Origin of the sequence: Agarivorans sp. OAG1, assembly GCF_037076485.1 — a bacterium.
GTDB lineage: Bacteria > Pseudomonadota > Gammaproteobacteria > Enterobacterales > Celerinatantimonadaceae > Agarivorans > Agarivorans albus.
In genome coordinates this window covers 3,820,569-3,843,495 of record NZ_AP028990.1, presented here as the reverse complement: position 1 = coordinate 3,843,495, position 22,927 = coordinate 3,820,569, and the positions used below count along the sequence as shown (strand labels likewise).

Sequence of the window (22,927 nt, the reverse complement as noted above, 5' to 3'; positions counted from 1 at the left end):
ACATAAGCGAGACTAAACGTGAAAGCAAGTTTGAGTAAATCCCTAATTATTATATTACTGCTATTTGGTTTGCTAGGCCTGTTATTAGGCGGTGGCGTTAGCTACTTAAATACCAAAAGCAAATTGGCTGAAGGCTACTTAGTAGAGCAACAAGCCATTTCCGAGATGGCCAAAGCATCATTAATAGAAGCCGTGTTTGTTTATGACTTTGAACAAGCGCAAGCCATTGTAGATGCTCTGATTCAATCCCCGATCTTAAATGCAGTGGAAGTAGTGGACCAGCGTGGTAAAGCTATTTCTCAGGCCAGCATTGCCAATCAAAAGCAAGACTTCAATTTAATTGAGCTGCAACGTGGCGAGGACTTTATTGGTACCTTAAAGCTGCAATTTGATGATAGCAGTGTGATCGCCACGCTTAACAGCGAAATAACCAATGTAATGCTCAACATTATATTGGTATTAGCGGTTGTGGTTGCAGCCGTGTTTTTCTACGTGCGTAAGCTGGTGGTAATTCCAATCAACGACGTGGCAAACTCTTTGCACCAAATTGCCACTGGTGACGGGGACCTTACCCGACGTATTCCAGTGAACAACGATAACGAGATTGGTGTACTTAGTAGCAACTTCAACTTACTGATGGACAACCTATCGCACCTGCTTAATAGCATTCGTTCGGTGAGTGAGCAGGTAAGCTCGGTGTCTCATTCGTTAAGTTCATCTTCTAGCGAATCTCAGCGTGACTCTTTATCGCAACAAGATCAGATGGAGCAGGCCGCTACTTCACTGCAAGAAATGAGTGCCTCCGCAGAAGAGGTGTTTGTAAACGCTGAGCAAACCGCCGAGAAGTCGCAAACAGCCCGAGAGCAAACCTTGCTTGGTGTAGAGTTGGTGCGCGAAAACAGCCAATTAATTACCCGTTTATCGCAAAGCATTACCGATACCTCTTCACGCATCGATAAGTTAATTGATTCAAGCTCAGCGATTGGCTCTGTAGTGGAGGTTATTCGTAACATCGCCGAACAAACCAATCTACTTGCCTTAAACGCGGCAATTGAAGCAGCTCGAGCTGGTGAGCAAGGGCGAGGGTTTGCGGTGGTTGCCGATGAAGTAAGAGCACTGGCCCAGAAAACCCAGGAGTCTACCCAAGAAATTGAATCTATTGTTGCTGCGCTGCAAGACAATGCCTCAAATGCGGCTAGCTCTATGGGGGCAAGTTTGCAATCGAGTAAAGAGGTGGACAATGCGGCGGGGTCTATTTCACAAGCCTTACAAGATATCTGCGAGCACATTGAGAACATTAACCAAATGAATACGCACGTTGCGGTAGCTGCCAAACAACAAAACAGCGTTACTCAGACCATTGCTGAAAATGTTACCACCTTAAATACCCTAGCTAGCTCTATTGCAAATAATGCAAAAAATGTGAACGGACAAGTGATCTCACTCGAAGAACACAACAATGAGCTTGTAGTAAATATCAAACGTTTTAAAGTATGACAAATAAACTTATATAGTAGGAAGTAATCAATGTTATTTGGAAACGTGAATAAGCTCTCTTTAGTAAAATATGTAAATCCATCCTTTGTTACTTGGATTGATGAAGCGATGGCTTTAGCTGCTGAGAAAGAAGACGGTAGATATGAGCTTTCTGGTGAAAATGTATTTGTATTACTAATGTCGCCGGAAACTGAAGAATTTGCTAAGCGTAAAGCGGAAATTCACAAACAGCATTTAGATATTCAAATCCTGTTAGATGGTGAAGAGCAAATTGGCTATACCCACGAACTAGCCGAAGAAGCTTTAGCCTTAACCGAACTTGAAAATGATGTGGCGTTTTTTGAGCAAGCGAGCAATGAGCAAATGGTTAAGCTTGGCAAAGGTGACTTTGCAGTGTTTTACCCAGATGAAGTTCATCGTCCTCTTTGCGCGGTAGCCGAACCTCGCCAAGTACGCAAAGCGGTGGTTAAGATCCCTGTTAGTGCTTTGTAAGTGCACTAAATCCACTTAGCCAAGGCTAAGTGGATTCTTTTTTGCTGTTACTCGCTTATTAGCCTTTCACCCATCACTACTAATATTCCTTGATTAATGCCAGTTAACCTGCGCGCTACTGTTTACTTCACCATAAAAAATCCCAGCGATATAGACTGTTGTGCTAGTCGATCCCCATAGTGATACCTTTATTGACTTAGGGTTAAAGCATTAAGGCTTAGCACTTCGTTTACGTTTATGCTTGGCTAACACGAGGCATGGTTCACAAGTTTGCAAAAATTGGTTTTCCAATAATTTAGATTGGTTGACATTTGTTTGGCTGAAGTCATTATTGCCCTTAGATATTTTTCTGTTTTAACGCGTCGCTTGGCAGCTAGAAAGTTTAATACTTAAGGTTTGTTAGTTAAGTTTTCTCTATGGCTTAGTTATATTGCCTAGACACTGCCATGGCTATCAGGACGCTAATCATTTGAGGATACATAATGGAAACGCGCTTAAGGGCTGACTCAGCTAAAACTATATCTGAGCATGAGCAATCAATTTTGATTTATGATTTTTCTGAGCAAATTCCTAAGGCTTTTAGTTTTAGCAACGTGGACGCAGAACTGGTAAGTGAAGGCAACGGCATTACTACTGGTTCGCAAGCCTTAAAAGTTACTACACATAGCAAAGAAAACTTTTACACCTCAATCTTTATCGAACCTGAGCAGCCTTTTGATTGGAGTGCGCTTCCTAACTTTAGCTTTGCATTTGACGTCACCAACTTAGGCCGTCGTTCAACACAGATTTTCATCAATATCTTCGATAAACAAGGGCAAATGCATAGCCGCAGCATTAACGTGGCGGGCGGTTCTTGCAAAACCTATTTAAACGAGCTTAAGGGTGAGTTTTTAAAGGGTGGGCTTAACTATGAATCGGGTTTTCGCTCTAACCCTGCAGCCTGGGATACGCCATTTCACTATGCAACGTGGATGTGGGGCGAGATGAACATCGATTTAAGTGCCGTTGCCAAAATTGAATTAAGCATTCACGGTACTTTGATTGATCATCAGTTGGTGTTAGATAACTTTAGAGTGATTTTTACCCCGGAATGTAATCCCGATTTTCTTAAAGGTTGTTTAGATAAGTTTGGTCAAAACGCTTTAGTAGAAACCGCGGAAAAAGTACATTCTGAAGAAGAGTTATTGGCGGTTACAGCCAAAGAGCTTAAAGCCTTAGAGCAAGGTGCTATGCCCCAGCGTTCGCGCTTTAGTGGTTACACTGGTGGCCCGCAGCTAGAGGCAACCGGCTTTTTCCGTACCGAAAAAATCGACGGAAAATGGTCGTTAGTTGACCCAGATGGCTACCCATACTTTGCTACCGGCCTCGATATTATTCGCCTAGCAAACTCATTTACCATTACCGGTATTGATTACGACCACTCAAAAGTGGCTGCGCGTAGCGATGACGATGTAACTCCTGAAGACTCCAAAGAAAAGCTCGAAATTAGCCAAGAAGCCTTTGATTCAGCCTATGTTGCCAACCAAACTCGCCGAGACTTTTTTGATTGGTTGCCTAGCTACGACGACCCCTTAGCTGAGCATTACAGCTATATGCGTGAGCTGTTTGAAGGCCCAGTTGATCGCGGCGAAATCTTTAGTTTTTACTCGGCAAATCTACAGCGCAAGTACGGTCAAGATGGCGCCGATTACATGGGCAAGTGGCGCGAAGTTACCATGGATCGCATGCTTAACTGGGGATTTTCTTGTTTAGGTAATTGGACTGCTCCAGAGTTTTACAGTAACGATAAAATTCCTTATTTCGCCAATGGCTGGATTATTGGAGACTTTAAAACAGTGACTAGTGGCGATGACTTTTGGGCGCCACTGCCTGATCCTTTCGACCCAGTATTTAGAGAGCGCGCCGAAGCAACGGTAAGCCAAGTTAAAGCCGAAATGCAGGGTTCACCATGGTGTGTGGGTATTTTCATTGATAATGAGAAAAGCTGGGGCCGAATGGGCACCATTAATGGCCATTATGGTATTGCGATCCATACTCTAGGTCGCAGCGATGAGGAGAGCCCAACTAAGGCAGTATTCACTCAAGCCTTAAAAGACAAGTACGGCACTGTAGAACAGCTTAACCAAGCTTGGGGGACTAAGATTGAATCTTGGCAAGCTTTAGCTGGTGGCGTTAGTGATTTAGCCCATAACGAAGCACAGCTTAGTGACTACTCCATGTTATTAGAGTTGTACGCCAGCGAATACTTCAAGGTGGTAAACGAGTCGCTTAAAGCTCAATTACCTAATCACTTGTACTTGGGGGCTCGATTTGCTGATTGGGGCTGTAATCCAGAGGTGGTAAGAGCCGCTGCAAAACATGTGGATGTTGTAAGTTACAACTACTACAAAGAAGGGCTACATCCAGAACCTTGGAAGTTTTTGGCCGAAGTAGATATGCCAAGCATTATTGGTGAGTTTCATATTGGCGTTAAAGAAGGTTTCTTCCACGCAGGTTTGGTGACGGCTAATGACCAAACCGAGCGCGGCGAGATGTTTGAAGATTACTTAAATTCAGTAATCGATAATCCATATTTTGTCGGCGCACATTGGTTCCAATACATTGATTCACCGATTACCGGGCGCTCATTTGACGGCGAAAACTACAATGTGGGTTTTGTGGGCATAACCGATGTGCCATATCAGCCAATGGTTGATGCGGCTAAGCGGGTAAATGGCGGCATGTATCAGCGCCGTTTTAATAAGGCGAAAAAGTAGCGCGCTTTGACGTTTAACCATAACTAAGAAAGGGGGCTTCGGTCTCCTTTTTATTGATATATCAATGCGTGGTTTATCTACTGGGAAAGTCTATTGCTACTTCTTGATTATCTTGGTTAATGCGATCAGCGGTAAGCATGTTGATGCAATGATTGGCTTTGCGCCAGGTGATATAAGAATTGTAGCCACACCTTAATGAATCCGTTTGTTAAATAATCCTGTGTGGCTATAACGCCAGAAGTGCAAGATCGGCTTCTGGTGTTTTTTTGTCCTTCCTACTCTCGTTACTCAACTTTAACGATCAGCTTGTGAGTCATTACTCTTGGCTCATGATAGCCTTACAAGCTGATGGCTTAATCGCTGAGTCATTTATAGAGCTGTGTGATGTCTGTTTAGTATGATGCTGGTGGCTCAAGTATGCTTCAACTAAGGGGCGCTTATTGATTGCCAGTGGCTAACACGCTGCTGTTTAACTCCTGATTGCTGAATGGCTTTTTCAACTAAACCTAAGCGAATGATCTCAGCTAAGCCTTGATCAATGGCTTGAGCAATTTCAGCGCCGTGTGGGTGCTGTTTCGACACCATAAAATGACGGCTTTCTTGAAATTCTATTTTCATATTCGGGATCGGGTAAAAGCTGCCATAACTATCTTGAATGGCTAGGTCTGGGGTATTCGGGAACTCTAAAAAGGCAACGTTAATTCGGCCTTTACTTAACATGCCAAACAATGACTGATTACGGTTGAGTTTATCTATGTTGTTAAAGCCACTACGCTGCAACTGGGCTATGTCTTGATACCAAGTACTTCCCACACTGATGGGTAATTCTCTGAGCTGTTCATGAGTTAAGGTTTGGCTGAGCAGGGGAGAACCTCGGTTAACATAAAAGCCTTTTTCAAAGGTATTTTTAGGGATAATAGCCACTGACTTGTAGGTACTATCATCAAAGTCACTCTCCCAGATGTCGGCTTGATATACCGCCACATTGCCTTGTTTCAACTCTCGCAGGCTGCGACCAGTATTCGGCGAGGTCACAAAGGTGAGCGAATACTGCAAATCGCTATAGCTAAGGGCTTGAGTTAACAGCAGCAAGCTTACGGTTGCGCGATCTGAGTAGGGCGATTGATAATCACTGATTTGGGCTGGGTTGCCGCCTTTTAGCTCAAGTAATTGCTGGTAATTTGAGAAGGTGCCTTGGTCACCAATAATCGACACTTCTATAGCGGCGAAAGAAGAAAAGCTATACAGGCATAATATGCTGAGTATCCACGATCTCACTATTGCTCCTTATTTGTTTAGGGCGGCCTTAACTAATTTGGCAGTTACTTACTGTAGCGTAAGATAACAACTTAAAGTGTAGACCGCTTCACAGTCGCTATTAGGAACAGCGGTTTAAGGAGCGATTAAGCTTTGTTTTTAGATGATTTAATACGCTGAATAATGGTGAGAATCAGCACCCAGGAGGCGAGGATAAAGGTAATAATATTGGCTAAAAAAACCGATAGATCTTGTATTAAGAAGCCGTAAATCATCCACAGACCTACGCCAGTGGTTAATATGGAATACATGGTTAATGAAATTCCAGCAACATTCTTGGTCTTAATAATGTGAATTACCTGCGGGACAAAAGACAAAGTGGTACAGCTAGCTGCTATTAATCCAAGAACCGTAAGGGCTGTCATCTAAACTCCATTTTATTGGTAAACCAATTTGGGTGGATTATACCTTTTTGGTTAACCTTGTAAATAATGAAACCGATTAAACCCTGCACTCATCACTTAGTTAAGCACACTAGCTTCTAGGATGTTTTGACTAACCAGCTTTTTGAGTAGTTGCTGGGTATTCTCCCGCAAGTTATCCCGTAACAAACGCATCGCTGGAGTAATTGATTGGCGGCTGGGGCAAATAAGCCATAATTCGGTGGGAGTAGGTTGGTAATCGTGCATCACACTCACTAAGTTACCGGCTAAGATATCAGAAGCCATATCTAAGCTAGATTTAACCGCCAGCCCATGGCCGGCTACACACCAGCGCCTTACTAAGTCGCCATCGTTTGCTGCTCTGTTGCTTGTCATTTTAATCTTGTAACTTTGTTGCTGATCACTAAAGCGCCAAACATCATGAACAATGTCGTGCAGCTGATAGAGCAAGCCGTTGTGTTTGCTTAGCTCTTTAGGGTGCTTGGGCGTCCCATGTTTTAATAGATATTCTGGGCTAGCGCACAATAGCCGTGGAGCGTTACATATTTTGAAGCCGTAAACACTGGCATCGCTGGGTGAACCATAGCGCAAAGCCATATCGACTGAATCACGATAAAAGTCGATGTTGCTGTCGCTAATGCTGCTGCGTAGGTTTAGCGCAGGGTAGTGCGACATAAACTCATCTAGCCAGGGGCTGATTACATTTCTTCCCAGATCAGAAGAAAGAGCGATTCGTAGCTCACCGTCAATCACATCCAAGTCGTGCTTCATATTTTGCTTGGCTTGTTCAAGCATTTGCAGCGCTTGTTCGCATTGCGGAACATAACGCTCACCCGCGGCAGATAAACGCAGGTGTCTGGTTGTTCGAATAAATAGCTCAGCCCCTAGTTGGCTTTCTACACGCTTTAGCGCGGCACTAGCCGTGGCAGAACGCATATCTAGCTTGGCTGCAGCGGCTGTAATACTGCGGCATTCTGCTACCTTTAAAATTACCTGTAAATCTTCCAGTAGCATAACGGCACCTTTTATTGTCTATTTATTTTTGATAATGATTCAAATATTACCCTGTTTATTGAGCTGTATGCAAAAGGCTACTATTTAACCCGTTAAAGCGAACCCGCAATTTACTTATTTAGAGGACAGCCAAATGGCCAAGTTAACTATCGTTGCAAACATTAAAGCAAATGCAGACAAAATTGAGTTAGTAAAAGCAGAACTGCTTAAGCTGATAGATATCACTAGAGCCGAAGAAGGCTGTATTAACTACGATTTGCATCAAGACAACGAAAACCCAGCGCACTTTGTGTTTTACGAAAACTGGGAGTCACGTGAACTATGGCAAACTCACATGGGCAATACTCACTTAGCAGAGTACATGGCGGCAACCGAAGGCGCAGTAGCAGAGTTTACCTTGAATGAAATGACGCAAATTGCTTAGCTTGTTTGAATTGAAATGAGCAACAAAAAAGCCAGTCGAATGACTGGCTTTTTCTATACAGGCAATAAAGCTTAGTGAAGAATACGGGCGCGAATAGTGCCGTCAATTTCTTTAAGCTTAGTAATTGCTTGTTCAGCCTGCGCTGTTTCTACATCAATCACTACATAGCCAATGCTGTCATTGGTTTGCAGGTACTGCGCTGCAATGTTGATTGAGTCTTCGGCAAAGGCCAAGTTAATTTTGGTAAGCACACCCGGTTGGTTGTGGTGAATGTGCAACAAACGGCTAGTGCCAGTGTGCTCTGGTAGTGCTACTTCTGGGAAGTTAACAGCCGACAAGGTTGAACCGTTGTCAGAGTATTTAGCCAGTTTAGACGCTACTTCAATACCGATGTTTTCTTGTGCTTCTTGGGTTGAACCACCAACGTGTGGGCTAAGAATTACGTTGTCGAAGCCACGTAAGTTAGACACAAATTCTTCTTTGTTTGATTTCGGCTCTGTTGGGAATACATCAATCGCCGCACCAGCAAGCTTTTTGCTTTCTAATACCGATACCAAAGATTCAATCTCAACTACCGTGCCGCGAGAGGCGTTAATCAGAATCGAACCTTGCTTCATAGCGGCAAACTGCGCTTCACCAAACATGTACTTGGTTTGTGCGGTTTCTGGTACGTGAAGGCTTACCACGTCACTCATTGCTAGTAGTTGGTCAAGGTCGGCGATTTGAGTGGCGTTACCCAAAGATAGCTTGTTTTCTATATCGTAGTAGTAAACTTGCATGCCTAGGGTTTCAGCCAAAATACCCAGCTGAGTACCAATATGGCCATAACCGATAATGCCTAGCTTTTTACCACGTGCTTCATAAGAGTTGTCGGCCGATTTTATCCATTCGCCGCGATGTGCTTTGGCGTTTTTCTCTGGAATGCCACGCAGTAGTAAAATAATTTCACCTAATACTAGTTCAGCTACGCTACGAGTATTAGAGAACGGTGCGTTGAATACCGGAATACCTTTTTGCTGAGCAGCTTTAAGGTCAACTTGGTTAGTACCAATACAGAAACAACCAATTGCAACAAGCTTGTTTGCTGCTGCTAGCACACGTTCGTTTAGGTCTGTACGGGAGCGAATACCAATGAAGTGAACGTCTTTAATTTTTTCAATCAGTTCTTCTTCTGCTAGCGAGGTTTTGATCATTTCTACATTTTCATAACCCGCAGATTGGAAAGATTGCAGTGAGCTAGGGTGTAAACCCTCTAACAACAATACTTTGATTTTTTCCTTGCCTAACGAATACTTTGCCATGTTTGCTTCCTAATACCCATGTTACCGCTCGAGCGGCTAAATTTAGCAAAAAAGCAGCACTTAGGGAATGTAATTTTATTACATCAAATTTTATTCATGATGTGATTATTATTCTCTACAATGATTGGTTTGTAGTTTTTAATGTTGCAATGAGGGTTTGGTTTAGTGCTTGATCGAGATTATTTATGGGGTGTTGGAATATTTCACAAAAAAAAGAGCGCGCAATGCACTCTTTTTTTTTAAGGTCTTACTTGATTAGCGTTTTTTAGCGCCTTCTGGGGTGCCAATGATCACTTCATTTGCGCCGCGAGCAGCAAATAGACCATTAGTTACTACACCCACAATTGCGTTAATGTCGCGTTCCATTTTCACTGGATCTACAATCTTCATGTTGTGAACATCTAAGATCACGTTGCCGTTATCGGTTACTACACCTTCACGGTAAACTGGGTCACCGCCAAGCTTAACCAGCTCGCGCGCTACATAGCTACGGGCCATTGGAATCACTTCAACTGGAAGAGGGAAGTTGCCTAATACTGGCACTTCTTTGGTATTGTCTACGATACAGATAAATTGGTCGGCAACCGCGGCAATAATCTTTTCACGGGTTAGGGCTGCACCACCGCCCTTGATCATGTGGTTTTGTTCGTTGATTTCATCGGCACCGTCTACGTAAACCGACAAGTCACTCACACTGTTTAAATCAAACACTTCAATGCCATAAGCAAGTAGCTTTTCGGTAGACGCTTCAGAGCTTGAAACCGCCCCTTTAATGCTGTCTTTCATGGTCGCTAAGGCGTCAATGAAATGGTTCACGGTAGAGCCTGTGCCTACGCCAACAATGGTGTCTTCTTGAACATATTCCAATGCGGCCCAGCCAGCGGCTTTTTTCATTTCATCTTGTGTCATTACAGTGCTCCGAGCAAAGTGAGGGGGAGGGCAAAAGTAGCCCGCTTGTTTGGCGCGGATTATAACCAAGCGCTGGCGTTAACGCCATGCTCGTTTGGCGCTTTTTTCGGCGCTTTTATTATTACTGTTTTAGTTATTACCAGCACCAATATCTGCTAGGAGTAATAATCCGTTTAAGTGGTTGATCCCATGCTTGCACCGGCACTTCGTTTATTTGCTGGCAATCGTGAGCAAGGCCAATAACTAAAGGTTTATCTCCACTAAGTTGTGCCAGCAAGCGGTCGTAATAGCCGCCGCCCATGCCTAGGCGGTTACCCTGTGAGTCAAAGGCTACCAAGGGGGCTAATATTAAATCTAGTTGCTGAGCGTCAATTACCTGTTTGGCATCAAAGATGGGTTCGCCAATGCCAAATCTATTGGCTTGTAAGGGGCTGCTGGCTTGGTAACGATGAAAGCACATCTCGCCATTTTTCGTGGGGTCAACTAAGGGCACATAAACCTGTTTGCCTTGTTGCCATAAACAATTAATCAGCAAGCTTAAATCAAGCTCCCCATCAAAGGCTAAATAGAGTGCTACCCGTTGCATAGGAATAAGCTCGGGATCGTCCTGCAAGTACTCAAGAATGGCTTGGCTGGCCTCTAGTTGTTGCAAAGGGCTTAAGGCGCTACGTTGTAGGCGTATCTGTTTGCGTAATTGCTGGCGAGGATCTAGCTGGGGCATATAAACAGACTTAACTGACAAATAAGACTTTTAGTGTGTATCTATATTGGCAATCAAGCAAGGCGCTGTAAAACATTAAGCCAAAATTTGAGTCGATACCGAAACGAGGAAGTAAAGGTCACCAAGCCTGATGAACAGGCTTGGTAAAAACCAGTAGAGTTATTCTTGCTCTACGTTGTGATACACGTTTTGCACGTCGTCACAGTCATCAAGCATGGCTTGAAATTTCTCGAACATCGCTACGTCATCACCGCTAATAGTGGTGTAGTTTTGCGGAATAAAGCTAATTTCTTCTAGTTCAAACTCTAACTCAGGCAAGGCTTGAGTTAATGAAGTTTTAACTTTGAAGTATTCAGTATGTGGAGCAAATACGGTAATCATACCGTCTTCACTTTCTACATCGGTAACTTCAACGTCGTCCATTAATAGGATTTCTAGAATGGCGTCTTCGTCGTCACCTTTAAAGGCAAAAATAGCTTGGTGGTCGAACATATGCGCCACGCTGCCTTGGTTACCAATTTTAGATTTGGTTTTTACAAAGGCTTGGCGAACGTCGGTAAAGGTACGGCTGTTGTTATCGGTTAAGCAGTCAACAATTACCATACAGCCGCCTGGGCCGTAACCTTCGTAACGTGCTGGAACGTAGTCTTCGCCAGCGCCGCCTTTGGCTTTGTCGATAGCTTTATCGATTACGTGACTAGGAACTTGATCTTTTTTAGCGCGGTCTACAACACTGCGTAATTGTAAGTTAGCTTCTAGATCGGCACCGCCATTTTTAGCGATAACGTAGATTTCTTTACTGTATTTAGAATAAACCTTGGTTTTTGCACCAGCGGTTTTGGCCATTGAGGCCTTACGTACTTCAAAACTTCTGCCCATAGGGATGCTCTTTTTGTTCGATGCTTAAAAATTCTGGGAAAGGATTTTACCAGCTGAAATACAAGGAACAAGGGCTGGCGCGGGTTCTCGATCAATAATGCGGTTAATTTAGTTAAATCGTGAGGTATTTAACTGTTAAATCCTCACGATTATCTAGGTGCTTGATAGCCTTTTGCGACTAAATAGCTGTTTGTAGCATGTTTAAAGTTGCTCTAAAGACTGCTTACTTAAATAGGCAGGGTTATAGTATTTATCGGCAAGGCTATGCGCTTGCACTGACTCGTAATCAATAACCGTGCTTTTATTGGTTTGGATGCTATCAACCAAGGTCATGGTTTTTACTACGGTTCGCCCATCTCGCTGGCCTTGCTCAAAGTAAGCTTGTTTTGCCAGTTTGCCAGACTTTAAGTAGAGGTCGGCTTTTAGTGGAAAATTGCTGCGGTGATCTACCCACAAGTCTATTTTTTGATAGCTGGCACCACTGGTTTTAGCCTGCAGCTGTAAGTGCAGAGCCGTTACCCCATCTAACTCACTAATTTCACCCAATTCGCCTTGGTAATCTTCGCTCCAAGTGAGGGTGGAAATGTCGCCTACCGAGGCTTCTCCCAATAGCTTTTGCATGGGTGTAATGCGAATTGGCCTGCGGCTATTTGGCATAAGCAGCCAGTAATTGTCGCCAAGCATCAGCATTTTTTGCCCCAGCTCCGATTGCGCTTTAAATACCACTAGCGATTCGCGTTCTGGGCGAATATACACGTTGTAACGGTGTTTCTTTTTTAGCTGCTGTTTATCAAATTGACTCACCTCGGTAACCACTTTGGCCGACGCGCTTTGCAAGCGGTAGCTGTCGGCTTCAAGCAAGCGCAGGCTAACTTCTTCATTCGCTTGGACTAAACCAATGCTAAACAAGCTTCCTAATAACCACAGTTTAAATAGACTAAACATAAATAAGTGCCTCGGTAATCGGCTTTTTTAAGCCTTTGTTAGCAGCAATGGCAGACGCCAATGCGCATATACACACCACGCCTAAAGAGACGATGGCAGCCAACATGAATGAGAAAGTAATATGTAGTGGGTAGCCTACGCTGCGCCCCGGTGGAGGAGGCATTTGAATATCAGCAAATAGCAGCGTTAATGATACCGAGCCACTAAGTAGCACACCTATTAGGCTGCCAATTAATGCCAGAACTACAGCTTCTAATACAAAGCCAATTAGCTGTTCCGAATTGGCAGTGCCCAAGGCTGATAGGGTGCCTATTTCTCGGGTTCGCTCGGTGACCGACATGCTTAAGGTATTAAATAACGACACAAACACCACTAGCGCCATAATAAAGCCCATCACTCCAAAGATGCGGTTGTACAAGCCTTTTACTGCTTCGTAGAAGAAGGCCTGTTCCCACCATGGCGTTACCAACAAACTTGGTTGCTGTTGCTCAACCTGTTGTTTGAGCTGGCTAACATCTTGATTAGCGAAGGCAAATATCGACATTAGGCTCACCTTATCGGTGGCGAGCAGGGCTTGGCTATCACTTAATGAGATATACACTAGGCGTTTGTCCATCTCTGGAACACCAGTAGAAACAATGCCTTGCACGGTAAAGTCGAAGGCATTTAGCGCGCCCTCTGTGGTGGTGCTAAGCAGCGTTAGCCAATCACCAGGTTGTACCTTCATGTTGCGAGCTAACTCGTCGCCTAGCAGAATTTGTGGCAAGTCTTGATCACTTTGCTGAGTGAGCAATTGACCAGCCTTTAGGTCTAAAAAGGGCCCTTTCTGGGTGAACTCGCTGGGCAATACGCCTTGGCCTACAAAAATTGCCGATTTGTCGCCGTTGCTAATTAGGCCGCTAAATTCGATGCGAGGTTGCACCGCTTTTATGCCGTTTAAGGCCATTAAGTCTTGGCGCTGCTGTTGCCAATTCGCTAAGCCATATTGCAGGGGAGTATCTTCTTGCTGGTTAAAATACTCTGGGCTAGACAAGGTTAAATGGCCTGTGTCGCGTGCGGCGGCTTCGGCTAGCGATTGATAGGTAAACAAACCAAATCCGCCAGAGGTGACCAAGGCCATTACGGCAATGGCGATAATAAGCACCGACATAATGCTGCGGCGGCGATTTCGTTGCACATTAAGTAATGCATGTTTTAGGCGACGCATGCGCTAACCTCCTTGGATAATACCTGTCCGTCTAGTAGTTCTATTTGTCGGTCGCAATGTTCACTCATCCGGTTATCGTGAGTGGCGATCACAAAGGTGGTGTTGTGGCTTTTGCCAATGGCCTTCATCAGCTCTACAACTTGGTGGGCGGTGTGGCTGTCGAGGCTAGCTGTTGGTTCGTCGGCAATTACCAAGCGAGGCTGGTGAATCAAAGCTCGTGCCACAGCAATGCGTTGTTGTTGGCCCCCCGACAAACGGTCGGGTTTAGCTTGCGCAAAGTCGGCCATGCCTACTGCATCTAAAATTTGCATAATGCGCTGCTTGCGTTGTTGGCTAGGCACTTTATTTAGCATTAGCGGATACTCTACATTTTCGTAGGCGCTCATTACTGGCACTAAATTAAAGCGCTGGAATACAAAGCCCAGCTGTTGTCGCCGTAGCTGCATACAATGCTGTGGGTCTTTATCTAGTTTTACCCCATCAAAATACAGCTCGCCTTGGTAGTTAAGATCTAGCAAGCCACAAATATTAAGTAAGGTGCTTTTGCCTGAGCCTGATGGGCCGCAAAGGGCAATCATTTCACCAGCACGAATATGTTCATTAACATTGTTAAGCGCTTGCTGGCTTACTTGGCCGGTTTGGTAAAACTTACTTAAGCCTTTAAATTGCAACATATTCTATCCTTAGCCCTTATTTTGCTTAGCCATTAACTGCGCGGTGAGCTGGCTGTAATCATCATTTACACCGCTTTGCTGTAGTTGCTTAAACCATTGTTGAGCCAGTGCCGGTTGCTGGTTGTTTAAAGCCGCCTCTACAGCAAAGCGGTACACCCATGAGGTGGCTTGGGCAGGAGATTGCAAAAAGCGCTGGTCATTAAGTACTTGTTTGAATAACTGCATGCCTTGGTCTTGGTAATTAAAAAAGTCTGGCACGCTGGTAAAGGTAACTGCGGCCGTTGCCTGCATATATATCGCTTGAGGAAGGTAGCGATATTGCTGCTGCCATTGCTCTTCTCCAATCATATTTAAGGCTTTATCCATGCGTGCTAAGCCATCTTCGGTGTAGCGCATTTTGGTCCAAGGCATCCAAGCATCGTCACCTTTTAAAGTCTCGGTTCCACCCAGATAAAACAAAGTCCAAGGGTCTGAAGGTTGCTGCTGATGGACGAGTTGTAGCTCTTTATACAGTGAATCTAGCTGCGAGTAGTCACCTTGGGCTGCTTGAAAGTAAGAGGCAAGTTGTTGCTCGTTAATGCTAGCGCTTGCTGAATAAGAGCAAATAAGTAGTAGGCTGGCTAAAGTAAGCTTTTTCATGATCAATCCTTGTCAGTGTGAGTACATGAGCAAGATTACGATTGATATTCCCTTACAGCTGCATGATGCGATAAAAGGCAAAACCGCCGGACTAAATGCCGATAGCGAAGGATGAATGGATTGAGAGTACCGTTATCGATGGCGACGCTTTCTGTAAATTGCGGCTAGCATTGGGCTGCCATTAAAACCTTATAAGTTAACCCTTAGCGCCGTCATTGTTGGAGTTGAATGGTGATTTGGAGTGTTAGCGTTATTCACCTGTGAAAAATGCGCTGCTTGATGAGTTAGCTGTTTAAAAGCTGAATAAATATAAAATCTTAGAATTTACAGATTATAAACACTGCTTTAATGTCAGCTATTTATACAAATATTTATTTTGAATCACTTATTATTTTTTAACTACTTGTTTTAAAAGATATTAGTTTTTTGGTATGACAAGTGCATCCGTGTTTAGTGATATGTAGGAAAATACTTGCTACATCCAAAAAAGGAATTAAACATGCTGAATCTACGTCATTCATTGGTATTAAGCTTTTTACTGGTGCTAGGTAATGCCCACGCTGGAGTGATAGTTGTTGATTACAATGGGTCTTTTGATGAGGCAGATGTAGTTGCTGAAGGTGGCTTGCCTGCTGGTGATTTTGACACCATTGGTGGGGTCGATGATGTTGCACTTTTCAATTTAGTGGAAGGTGAGAACGCCTTTTATGGTTCAATTTACAGCCCGCTGGACAGCGGAGATGTTTTCAATATTGGCATTACCGCAGGTATGCGTTTAGTAGGAGCCAGTATCGATTGGGGAACCAACTTGCCTGGTATTAATTGGACCTTCGGCACACCTATTTCACCTGATTATCGCCAACAAAGTACATTTGGCGCTACTGCGCCAACTTGGTTCCTTGAAGAGAGTTCTACAACGCCAGAAATTTTTACCATTCCTGAACTAGAAGATGGGGTTTTGGGTTTAAATGGCAAAAGTTTTGATGCACCAAGTTTAGATGTTACTGAAGGTATTTACTTGAGTAGCCTGCTTGATCAAGGCCACACTTGTGCACAAACCTATGTGGTTAATTTTCCAGGTTATAGCCCTGAATGTGTAGAAGGTATTGATTATAAACTTACCTTCATTGTTGAGAGCACTTTGCCGGTAACGCAGGTTTCTGAGCCGAGTACTATTTTGTTAGCTATGTTTGCGATGCTTGGGTTTGGCGTTTCAAGAAAGAGACTTAACAAATAACAAGCTAGTTTCTTATTCATTAAAGCCTTGGTCTCACCAAGGCTTTTTTATTGGCTGGCTTAGAGCTACAGCGCAATATTGGTTGTTACTTTTGTGGTCACAGAGTTAGCAATAAAGCATTGCTGGTGGGCTTGATGATGCATTTTCTCAAGCTTAGCTAGGCTCACCTCTTGCCCTGAAAAAGCCACTTTAGGGTTGAGCTTTACCTCTGTCATGGCCATTTTTCCTTGCTCATTTAAGGCCATTATTCCTACCGCTTTGTCTTCATAGCTATCCACTACCAAACGGTTTTTAGCGGCAATGGATAAGAAAAACAGCATGTGGCAGCTAGATAACGAGGCAACAAAGGCCTCTTCTGGGTCAACGTTTGCTTCTACCGAGTAAGGCAGCGGCACCACATGTGGTGACGACGAGGCTGCAACAGTTTGGCCGCCATCAAAGTGCCAATGGTGGCCTCGGCTGTAATGGTTGTCGGTATAAGCTTCATCGGTTTGGCGTTGCCACTCTACAATGGCGAAGTATTCAGACATAAGCATTCCTGCGGTGAGTTAGCAAAGTTAAAACAACACGGCCTTAGCATGCTGCAGTCGTTAGTGCTTGGCAATGACAAATTCAAGCTTAAGGGCATGGGCTTGAAATTTATTGCCAAGCAAGCAACTCTAATGGTTAACAGCGTTTTTTAGGAACCATTATGCTCAACATGAATTTTGACCAAGCCTTGGCGATCGATACCGAACAAATGGATTGGCTAGCTAGCCCCTCTGCTGGGGTATTGCGTAAACCGCTAGAGCGAGAAGCCAAAGAGTCTGGTCATGTCACCAGCATTGTGCAGTATCAGCCAAAGTCTTTTTTCCCTGAGCATCCACATCCACAAGGTGAAGAAATCTTGGTATTAGAAGGCGTGTTTTCTGATGAGCATGGCGATTACCCAGCGGGTACGTATATTCGTAATCCGCCAGGCAGCAAACATAGCCCTTTTAGCAAACAAGGCTGCGTGATATTTGTGAAACTTAATCAGTTTGATGCGCGCGACCTTACTCAGGTAAGAGTTAATACTAAGCAAACACCTTGGTTGCCGGGCATTGGGGGCTTGGAAGTAATGCCTTTGCATGAGTTTGAGCATGAACATGTTGCATTGGTTAAGTGGCCAGCCGGTGAGATTTTCCAACCGCATCGTCATTTTGGTGGGGAAGAAATTTTAGTTTTGTCGGGAGAGTTTAAAGACGAACATGGTAGTTATCCTAAACTCACTTGGCTGCGCAGCCCTCATATGAGTCAGCATCACCCTTTTGTTGAGCAGGAAACGATTATCTTGGTGAAAACGGGTCACTTACCGGTAGAGAGTTAAGCACAATCGTAGGCAGAGGGATGAATCAGGACTCAACGAGAAAGAAGTAAGAGCGGTGCCCAATGAGGAGAGTCGGGCGGGCACCGCCCCTACAAAACTGTTTACTGATCGCGTACTCATTTCACCGGCTTTTATGCCTATGTTGCTAAGGCTTTGAACCCAATTAGCTTTGTTTGAGGAGTCAAACAAGCGGACATATGATTGAGCGACCAAAATAGTATATACTATTATTGTATTACAATTGTGTGATTTAGCTTACAAAAGCAGCGATTATTTTGTTTTTGTTTATCTTAGTGATTAACAACAAAGTCGCGTTCAATTGCGATAAGCAAAAAAAACAGGTGCGTAAAAAAACCTACACCTGCCTATAACAAGATCTAAAGGATTAGATTTTTTTGTGTTGGCGTCGTAAACCTAGGGCGATAAGGCCGATGCCAAATAAAGCCAAGGTTCCAGGCTCTGAAACCGATACAATGGCAAATTGACCGTTAAGAATGGTATCGCGAAAGGCTTCATCTTCATCACCAAGGTAAGGAGTATTCATATTGTCGGTGATGTTAAAGTTAAGCTGCCACACTAGGTTATCTCCGTTTTCCCATAACTCAAATAAGCTGCCGTAATCGGTAGAGAAAAAGTCTTCAGCTAGCGCATCGTCTATGGCTGCATCGTACCAGCTGTAGTCAAAAGACCCGGTTAGCGATACATCACCCATTACCGCGCTGCCCGAGTTAACAACTAGCTGCGCCACTTTAATGCTGTCACCATAAATAATCTCTCCACTGTTTTGGTCGTAACCTAAAACGCTAGTGAAGTTAATATTGATGTTGCCACCCTGGTCGAAGCTAACGCCACCCGTATCGGTAAACCCGCCGCTTAAATCGTTGTAGTCAAAGGTCATGGCCCAGTTATTATTTAAGCCAGCGTTATAGAGTGGGGTATTAGGATTTCGGTATAATCCTGTAGCATTGCCGTTGCCAGACTCAGTAAAGCTTGAGTTGACATCTGGGCTGCAAAAGCCACCTGTACAGTTGCCATTTTGCAGAGCCGAAGTAGCATGAATGTTAGTGGTTAAATAGTCTGCCTTGGCTGTGCTAGTACCACCTAAATTTAAGTAGAAGGGCACCGCATGGGCTACGTTTATGCTGGCCGCGAGCACCAAGGCCCAGCAGCAAGAAGGGAGTATCTTCATTTTACATTTCCATTATAAGTTGATGATAGTAATCAGCTTTTCCGTTTTACAATAATTGCTGACTTATTTGTTGTTAAGCAAAAAATAGACCTATCAATATAACCTTATAAAAAATATGGATATTGATTTTTAATTGATGTATCAAAGACTTATATAATGTAAAAAAAGCCGACAGCGATTTGTTTAAGCGAATTGACCTAGGGAGAAAGGATCTAAAATGAATGTGATTGAATTACGTGAGTACCAAATTAAACCTGGAAAAACCGCTCAATGGCTTAATTTGATGGAAAAGGAAATATTGCCCTACCAACGAAGTAAGGGAGTGGATGTCATTAATAGCTACCTATATTGTGACGACAATGGCGATGAATGGTTTGTTTGGTTGAGGCAGTTTAAAGATGAGCAAAGTCGCCAAGAGATTTGTAGCCAGCTCTACGATCAATGGTGGATTAACGAAGTACGTCCCAAGGTGTTTAGTTTAATTGAAGAGAGCAGCGTAAAAGTACGCACGCTGCAAGCGGCTTTTAGCGCAAACTAGATTAGCTGTACTTGCTAAGGCAATGCATTTTTAACTTGCTGTAGCAGCTGCTCTATTTTTGCCTTATTGTAAGTTTTCGAGTCTAAGGTTTGAGTGCTCGCTCGCTCAATTAACTGGGTTGCTACAGAGGCTTTAAAGGGCGGCTCGCTGGCCGAATCGTTAAACAACATGTCTACCGCCTGGGCCGATATTGCCGCAAAATCTTGCTTAATGGTGGTAAGCGGAGGGTAGAAGTAGGCGCTATCGGCGCTGTCATCAAAACCAATTACCGCAACCTGGTGCGGTACCGCTAGGCTATGCTCGTGCAGGGCGCGTAATACACCCAAGGCCATCTGGTCACTCGCAACTAATACGCCGTCTATCACCGCGCCATTGCTTAATGCTTCACGAGTTAGTTGATAGCCACTGCTGGCCAGCCAGTCTCCTTCAAGTTGAGCAACCACAGTAGCCTCAAAGTACTTAATTTGGCTAAGCCAGCCCTGTAAACGCAGCGTTGAAGCGGTTGAATCGTGAGGGCCTGTAATGAGCAACAAACGTTGGCGTTGCTGCTTAAGCATTAGCTGAGCAGCTTCACTGGCTCCTTGATGATGTGCTGCACTCACCGAGTTAACTTGGCTGTTATTGGGAACATCGATAAAGACAAAGTGCAGATCTGTGAATAGCTCTACTAATTGTTCGGCTTCTTCTTTAGTGAGAGGCAGGTTCACAATAATGTATTCAATACGTTGTGATTTTAACTCTCGAGTCGCTGTTACGATCTTTTGGTATGCGTGTTCATCTACCACCGCAAACGAGGTGCCGTAGCCATGCAATTGGGCTTGAATACGAATGTTATTGGCAATGATCGAAATGCCATGCAGCGATACATCAAGGGTAATTAAGCCAATAACCTTAGATTTAGCACCACTTAATAGCTGCGCTCCTTTGTTAGGCACGTAACCAAGTTTGTCGATAGCGGCATTTACTTTGTCACGTGTTTCTTGGGCAACATTACTGGCACCGTTGGTTACCCGAGAAACCGTTTGTGTAGATACGCCCGCCAACTCGGCAACCTGTTTAAATGTAACGCTCACATGCAAATCCCTTGTGTTTAGTTCACTGTTTCGCTTTAGCAAACAAATTGTAACACCCAGTTTAAGGGAAATCTTAGTCAAGCCAATAAAACGCGATTTAGCGCTACAGTAGTTACTGTGTTTTCGAAAACATAATTCGATCAATGTCACAAGTAAACGTTTTCCCTGTCGATCTTGATCACATTGTGCTGGCGATTAAATAGCCTTAGACACCAAATAGGCGCATATTTCGGCTAAATGTTTACGCAAACACTTGGATGTTGTTATGAGTCAGATTGTTCACCTTTGTAGCAAAAATTGCAGCCTCATTATTAAGCTGGCGCGAGTGCCAGAAATTTTGCATTGGGGCAATAAAATAGAGCAGATTGATGAAGATATTCTGCTATCGACAGAGCGGCCAATTTCACAAGCCCGTTTAGATGTGGATGTGCCTTTAAGCCTTTGCCCTGAACTGGGTAGTGGCCACTTTAATGCCCCCGGAATAGAAGGGCATCGCAATGGTTACGACTGGGCGCCGGTTTTTACCACCACGGAACATTATTCAAGTGAAGGCTGTGCAGTATTCACTTTACGAGACGACGTTGCGCACTTAGAGCTTAAGATTGAGATAGAGCTTGATTACGACAGTGATGTGGTGAAAAAGCGCATTAGCGTAACCAACTTGGAACACACCAAGTACTATCTCACTAAGCTTTCCGCCACTTTGCCCTTACCACATCACTCCAACGAGTTGATGACTTTTCATGGTCGCTGGAGCCGCGAGTTCCAAACGCACCGTCAGGCGTTCTCCCATGGTGGGTTTATGCAAGAGAACCGCCGCGGCCGTACTTCGCATGAAAACTTCCCTGGCTTGTTTGCCGGTAGCAACAACTTCGACCAGCAGAATGGTCAAGTGTGGGGCTTTCACTTAGGGTGGAGCGGTAACCACCAGTTACGCGCCGACGTAAAAAGTGATGGCCGACGTTTTGTGCAAGCTGGTGAGTTATTGTTGGCTGGCGAAGTACGTTTAGATTACATGCAAAGTTACAGCACTCCTTGGTTGTATGCCTGTGCTAGCAATACTGGCTTAAATGGTATTTCAGATCGCTTCCACCGCTATGTTCGCGCCAACATTATTAAGTTCCCTGAGAATAAACCTCGCCCAGTTCACCTAAATACTTGGGAAGGTATTTATTTTGAGCACGATCCTGAATACATCATGAAAATGGCCAGCGAAGCCGCCGAAATGGGTGTGGAGCGTTTCATTATCGACGATGGTTGGTTTGTCGGTCGCAGTGGCGAGCGCAGTGCTTTAGGTGATTGGTATTTAGATGAGAAAAAATACCCCAATGGCCTAGAGCCGGTTATTGAGCATGTAAATCAACAAGGCATGGAGTTTGGTCTTTGGGTTGAGCCAGAGATGATCAGTAAAGACTCTATCCTATTCCGCGAACATCCAGAGTGGGTGCTGGAGCTTAAAGGCTACCATCAACCTTCTGGCCGTTGGCAGTACGTTCTTAACCTGCAAAACCAAGATTGTTTTGATTACTTGTTTGAGCGTTTAAGTGAGCTGCTTACTCGCTACAACATCGCGTACTTAAAGTGGGATATGAACCGCGAATTAGTACAACCAGGCCATGTTGGACGACCGGCGGTTAATGGCCAAACTAAAGCGCTATATGCCTTATTAGACAAATTACTAGCAACACACCCTAAGGTTGAAATCGAGTCTTGCTCATCAGGCGGTGGCCGCATTGATTTTGAAATTCTAAAACGTACTCATCGTTTTTGGGCTTCAGATTGTAATGATGCATTAGAGCGCCAAACCATTCAGCGTGGCATGAGCTATTTCTTCCCGCCAGAAGTGATGGGTGCACACATCGGCCCAGACGAGAGCCATACAACCCGTCGTTGCCATCACATTAACATGCGTGGCATGACTGCATTAAGCGGACACATGGGGGTAGAGCTAGACCCAGTTAAAGTGGCTAGCGAAGAAAAACAAGCCTTTGCTCACTACATTGCGCTGCACAAAGAATATCGCCAGTTGTTACACAGTGGCAGAAGCTTTCGCTTAAATGCTTCGGATCATCGCCAACACATTAATGGCGTACAAAGTGACGACGAAATGTTGATCACGGTATGCCAGTTAGCGATGCCGGATTACGCCTTACCTGCACCCCTGCGCATTAGCTGTGTAGAGCCGGGAGCAAGCTACCAAGTTAAGTTGGTAGAAATGCCAGAGACCAGTTTCCAGTTAATGAAACAGCGCCCAAGTTGGTTAGATAAAACCCTCACCTTGAGTGGCGATAACCTGCGTGAAATTGGCTTAACCCTGCCGATCCTCGATCCCGAGTCAGCGCTAATGGTGCACCTGAAACGAATTTAGTTATTGAGTTTTTAGT

23 protein-coding genes are annotated in these 22,927 nt (G+C 44.3%); 9 read left to right on the top strand and 14 right to left on the bottom strand.

Features of this window, described 5'->3' with window-relative positions:
- Positions 1–18: 18 nt before the first annotated feature.
- The 4 genes from OAG1_RS17480 (at position 19) to OAG1_RS17465 (ending at position 4,941) form a co-directional block, all read left to right on the top strand.
- Positions 19–1,497, top strand: a complete 1,479-nt coding sequence (locus OAG1_RS17480) for a HAMP domain-containing methyl-accepting chemotaxis protein (RefSeq protein ID WP_338622196.1) — start codon at positions 19–21, stop codon at positions 1,495–1,497.
- Positions 1,498–1,527: 30 nt separating this feature from the next.
- Complete coding sequence (locus OAG1_RS17475) at positions 1,528–1,989, top strand: YhcH/YjgK/YiaL family protein (RefSeq protein WP_338622195.1); 462 nt, start codon at positions 1,528–1,530, stop codon at positions 1,987–1,989.
- Positions 1,990–2,471: 482 nt separating this feature from the next.
- Entirely contained in the window at positions 2,472–4,745 is a 2,274-nt protein-coding gene (locus OAG1_RS17470; RefSeq protein WP_338622194.1) for a beta-galactosidase, read from the top strand.
- 64 nt (positions 4,746–4,809) lie between these two features.
- On the top strand, positions 4,810–4,941 hold the full coding sequence (locus OAG1_RS17465) for a hypothetical protein (protein WP_338622193.1): 132 nt from the start codon (positions 4,810–4,812) through the stop codon (positions 4,939–4,941).
- Between the two features lie 230 nt (positions 4,942–5,171).
- On the opposite strand, the gene OAG1_RS17460 is transcribed toward OAG1_RS17465, so the two are convergent.
- The 3 genes from OAG1_RS17460 to OAG1_RS17450 form a co-directional block, all read right to left on the bottom strand.
- Positions 5,172–6,023 (bottom strand): hypothetical protein, encoded by an 852-nt coding sequence (locus OAG1_RS17460; protein ID WP_338622192.1) that lies wholly within the window; start codon positions 6,021–6,023, stop codon positions 5,172–5,174.
- 125 nt (positions 6,024–6,148) lie between these two features.
- Positions 6,149–6,427 (bottom strand): SemiSWEET transporter, encoded by a 279-nt coding sequence (locus OAG1_RS17455; RefSeq protein WP_040307515.1) that lies wholly within the window; start codon positions 6,425–6,427, stop codon positions 6,149–6,151.
- 96 nt (positions 6,428–6,523) lie between these two features.
- Positions 6,524–7,459: a LysR family transcriptional regulator gene (locus OAG1_RS17450; protein ID WP_338622191.1), complete on the bottom strand. Its 936-nt coding sequence runs from the start codon at positions 7,457–7,459 to the stop codon at positions 6,524–6,526.
- Positions 7,460–7,592: 133 nt separating this feature from the next.
- On the opposite strand from OAG1_RS17450, the gene OAG1_RS17445 reads away from it, so the two are divergent.
- Positions 7,593–7,883 (top strand): putative quinol monooxygenase, encoded by a 291-nt coding sequence (locus OAG1_RS17445; protein WP_221076101.1) that lies wholly within the window; start codon positions 7,593–7,595, stop codon positions 7,881–7,883.
- A gap of 71 nt (positions 7,884–7,954) precedes the next feature.
- Here the strand turns inward: OAG1_RS17445 and serA are convergent, their stop codons facing one another.
- From serA to OAG1_RS17405, 8 genes are all read right to left on the bottom strand, one after another.
- Positions 7,955–9,184, bottom strand: coding sequence for a phosphoglycerate dehydrogenase (gene serA, locus OAG1_RS17440; protein ID WP_338622190.1), 1,230 nt, complete (start codon positions 9,182–9,184; stop codon positions 7,955–7,957).
- A 255-nt stretch (positions 9,185–9,439) separates the two neighbouring features.
- Positions 9,440–10,093: a ribose-5-phosphate isomerase RpiA gene (rpiA, locus tag OAG1_RS17435; RefSeq protein ID WP_016403199.1), complete on the bottom strand. Its 654-nt coding sequence runs from the start codon at positions 10,091–10,093 to the stop codon at positions 9,440–9,442.
- Between the two features lie 136 nt (positions 10,094–10,229).
- Complete coding sequence (locus tag OAG1_RS17430; protein WP_338622189.1) at positions 10,230–10,814, bottom strand: 5-formyltetrahydrofolate cyclo-ligase; 585 nt, start codon at positions 10,812–10,814, stop codon at positions 10,230–10,232.
- Between the two features lie 159 nt (positions 10,815–10,973).
- Complete coding sequence (locus tag OAG1_RS17425) at positions 10,974–11,693, bottom strand: YebC/PmpR family DNA-binding transcriptional regulator (protein WP_016403196.1); 720 nt, start codon at positions 11,691–11,693, stop codon at positions 10,974–10,976.
- A gap of 201 nt (positions 11,694–11,894) precedes the next feature.
- A complete protein-coding gene (locus OAG1_RS17420; protein ID WP_016403195.1) occupies positions 11,895–12,638 on the bottom strand; it encodes an outer membrane lipoprotein-sorting protein in 744 nt (247 codons plus the stop codon).
- The gene (locus OAG1_RS17415; RefSeq protein ID WP_338622188.1) at positions 12,631–13,845 is read right to left on the bottom strand and encodes an FtsX-like permease family protein; all 1,215 of its coding nucleotides are present in this window, start codon (positions 13,843–13,845) and stop codon (positions 12,631–12,633) included. Before OAG1_RS17415 ends, OAG1_RS17420 begins: the two co-directional genes overlap by 8 nt.
- Positions 13,833–14,519 carry an ABC transporter ATP-binding protein gene (locus tag OAG1_RS17410; protein WP_338622187.1) on the bottom strand — a complete coding sequence of 229 codons (687 nt, stop codon included), beginning with the start codon at positions 14,517–14,519 and terminating at the stop codon, positions 13,833–13,835. Before OAG1_RS17410 ends, OAG1_RS17415 begins: the two co-directional genes overlap by 13 nt.
- Positions 14,520–14,528: 9 nt before the next feature.
- Positions 14,529–15,158: a hypothetical protein gene (locus tag OAG1_RS17405; RefSeq protein WP_338622186.1), complete on the bottom strand. Its 630-nt coding sequence runs from the start codon at positions 15,156–15,158 to the stop codon at positions 14,529–14,531.
- Positions 15,159–15,657: 499 nt separating this feature from the next.
- On the opposite strand from OAG1_RS17405, the gene OAG1_RS17400 reads away from it, so the two are divergent.
- Positions 15,658–16,395: a PEP-CTERM sorting domain-containing protein gene (locus OAG1_RS17400; RefSeq protein WP_338622185.1), complete on the top strand. Its 738-nt coding sequence runs from the start codon at positions 15,658–15,660 to the stop codon at positions 16,393–16,395.
- 65 nt (positions 16,396–16,460) lie between these two features.
- Here OAG1_RS17400 and OAG1_RS17395 read toward each other — a convergent pair whose 3' ends face one another.
- Positions 16,461–16,925, bottom strand: coding sequence for an OsmC family protein (locus OAG1_RS17395; protein ID WP_338622184.1), 465 nt, complete (start codon positions 16,923–16,925; stop codon positions 16,461–16,463).
- Positions 16,926–17,086: 161 nt separating this feature from the next.
- Here OAG1_RS17395 and OAG1_RS17390 point away from each other — a divergent pair, with 161 nt between their 5' ends.
- The gene (locus OAG1_RS17390; protein WP_338622183.1) at positions 17,087–17,743 is read left to right on the top strand and encodes a cupin domain-containing protein; all 657 of its coding nucleotides are present in this window, start codon (positions 17,087–17,089) and stop codon (positions 17,741–17,743) included.
- 385 nt (positions 17,744–18,128) lie between these two features.
- Here OAG1_RS17390 and OAG1_RS17385 read toward each other — a convergent pair whose 3' ends face one another.
- Positions 18,129–18,932 carry a PEP-CTERM sorting domain-containing protein gene (locus tag OAG1_RS17385; RefSeq protein ID WP_338622182.1) on the bottom strand — a complete coding sequence of 268 codons (804 nt, stop codon included), beginning with the start codon at positions 18,930–18,932 and terminating at the stop codon, positions 18,129–18,131.
- A gap of 217 nt (positions 18,933–19,149) precedes the next feature.
- Here OAG1_RS17385 and OAG1_RS17380 point away from each other — a divergent pair, with 217 nt between their 5' ends.
- A complete protein-coding gene (locus tag OAG1_RS17380) occupies positions 19,150–19,470 on the top strand; it encodes an NIPSNAP family protein (RefSeq protein ID WP_338622181.1) in 321 nt (106 codons plus the stop codon).
- 14 nt (positions 19,471–19,484) lie between these two features.
- On the opposite strand, the gene OAG1_RS17375 is transcribed toward OAG1_RS17380, so the two are convergent.
- Entirely contained in the window at positions 19,485–20,543 is a 1,059-nt protein-coding gene (locus tag OAG1_RS17375) for a LacI family DNA-binding transcriptional regulator (RefSeq protein WP_338622180.1), read from the bottom strand.
- 265 nt (positions 20,544–20,808) lie between these two features.
- Here OAG1_RS17375 and OAG1_RS17370 point away from each other — a divergent pair, with 265 nt between their 5' ends.
- A complete protein-coding gene (locus OAG1_RS17370) occupies positions 20,809–22,911 on the top strand; it encodes an alpha-galactosidase (protein WP_338622179.1) in 2,103 nt (700 codons plus the stop codon).
- The last annotated feature ends 16 nt before the right edge of the window (positions 22,912–22,927 follow it).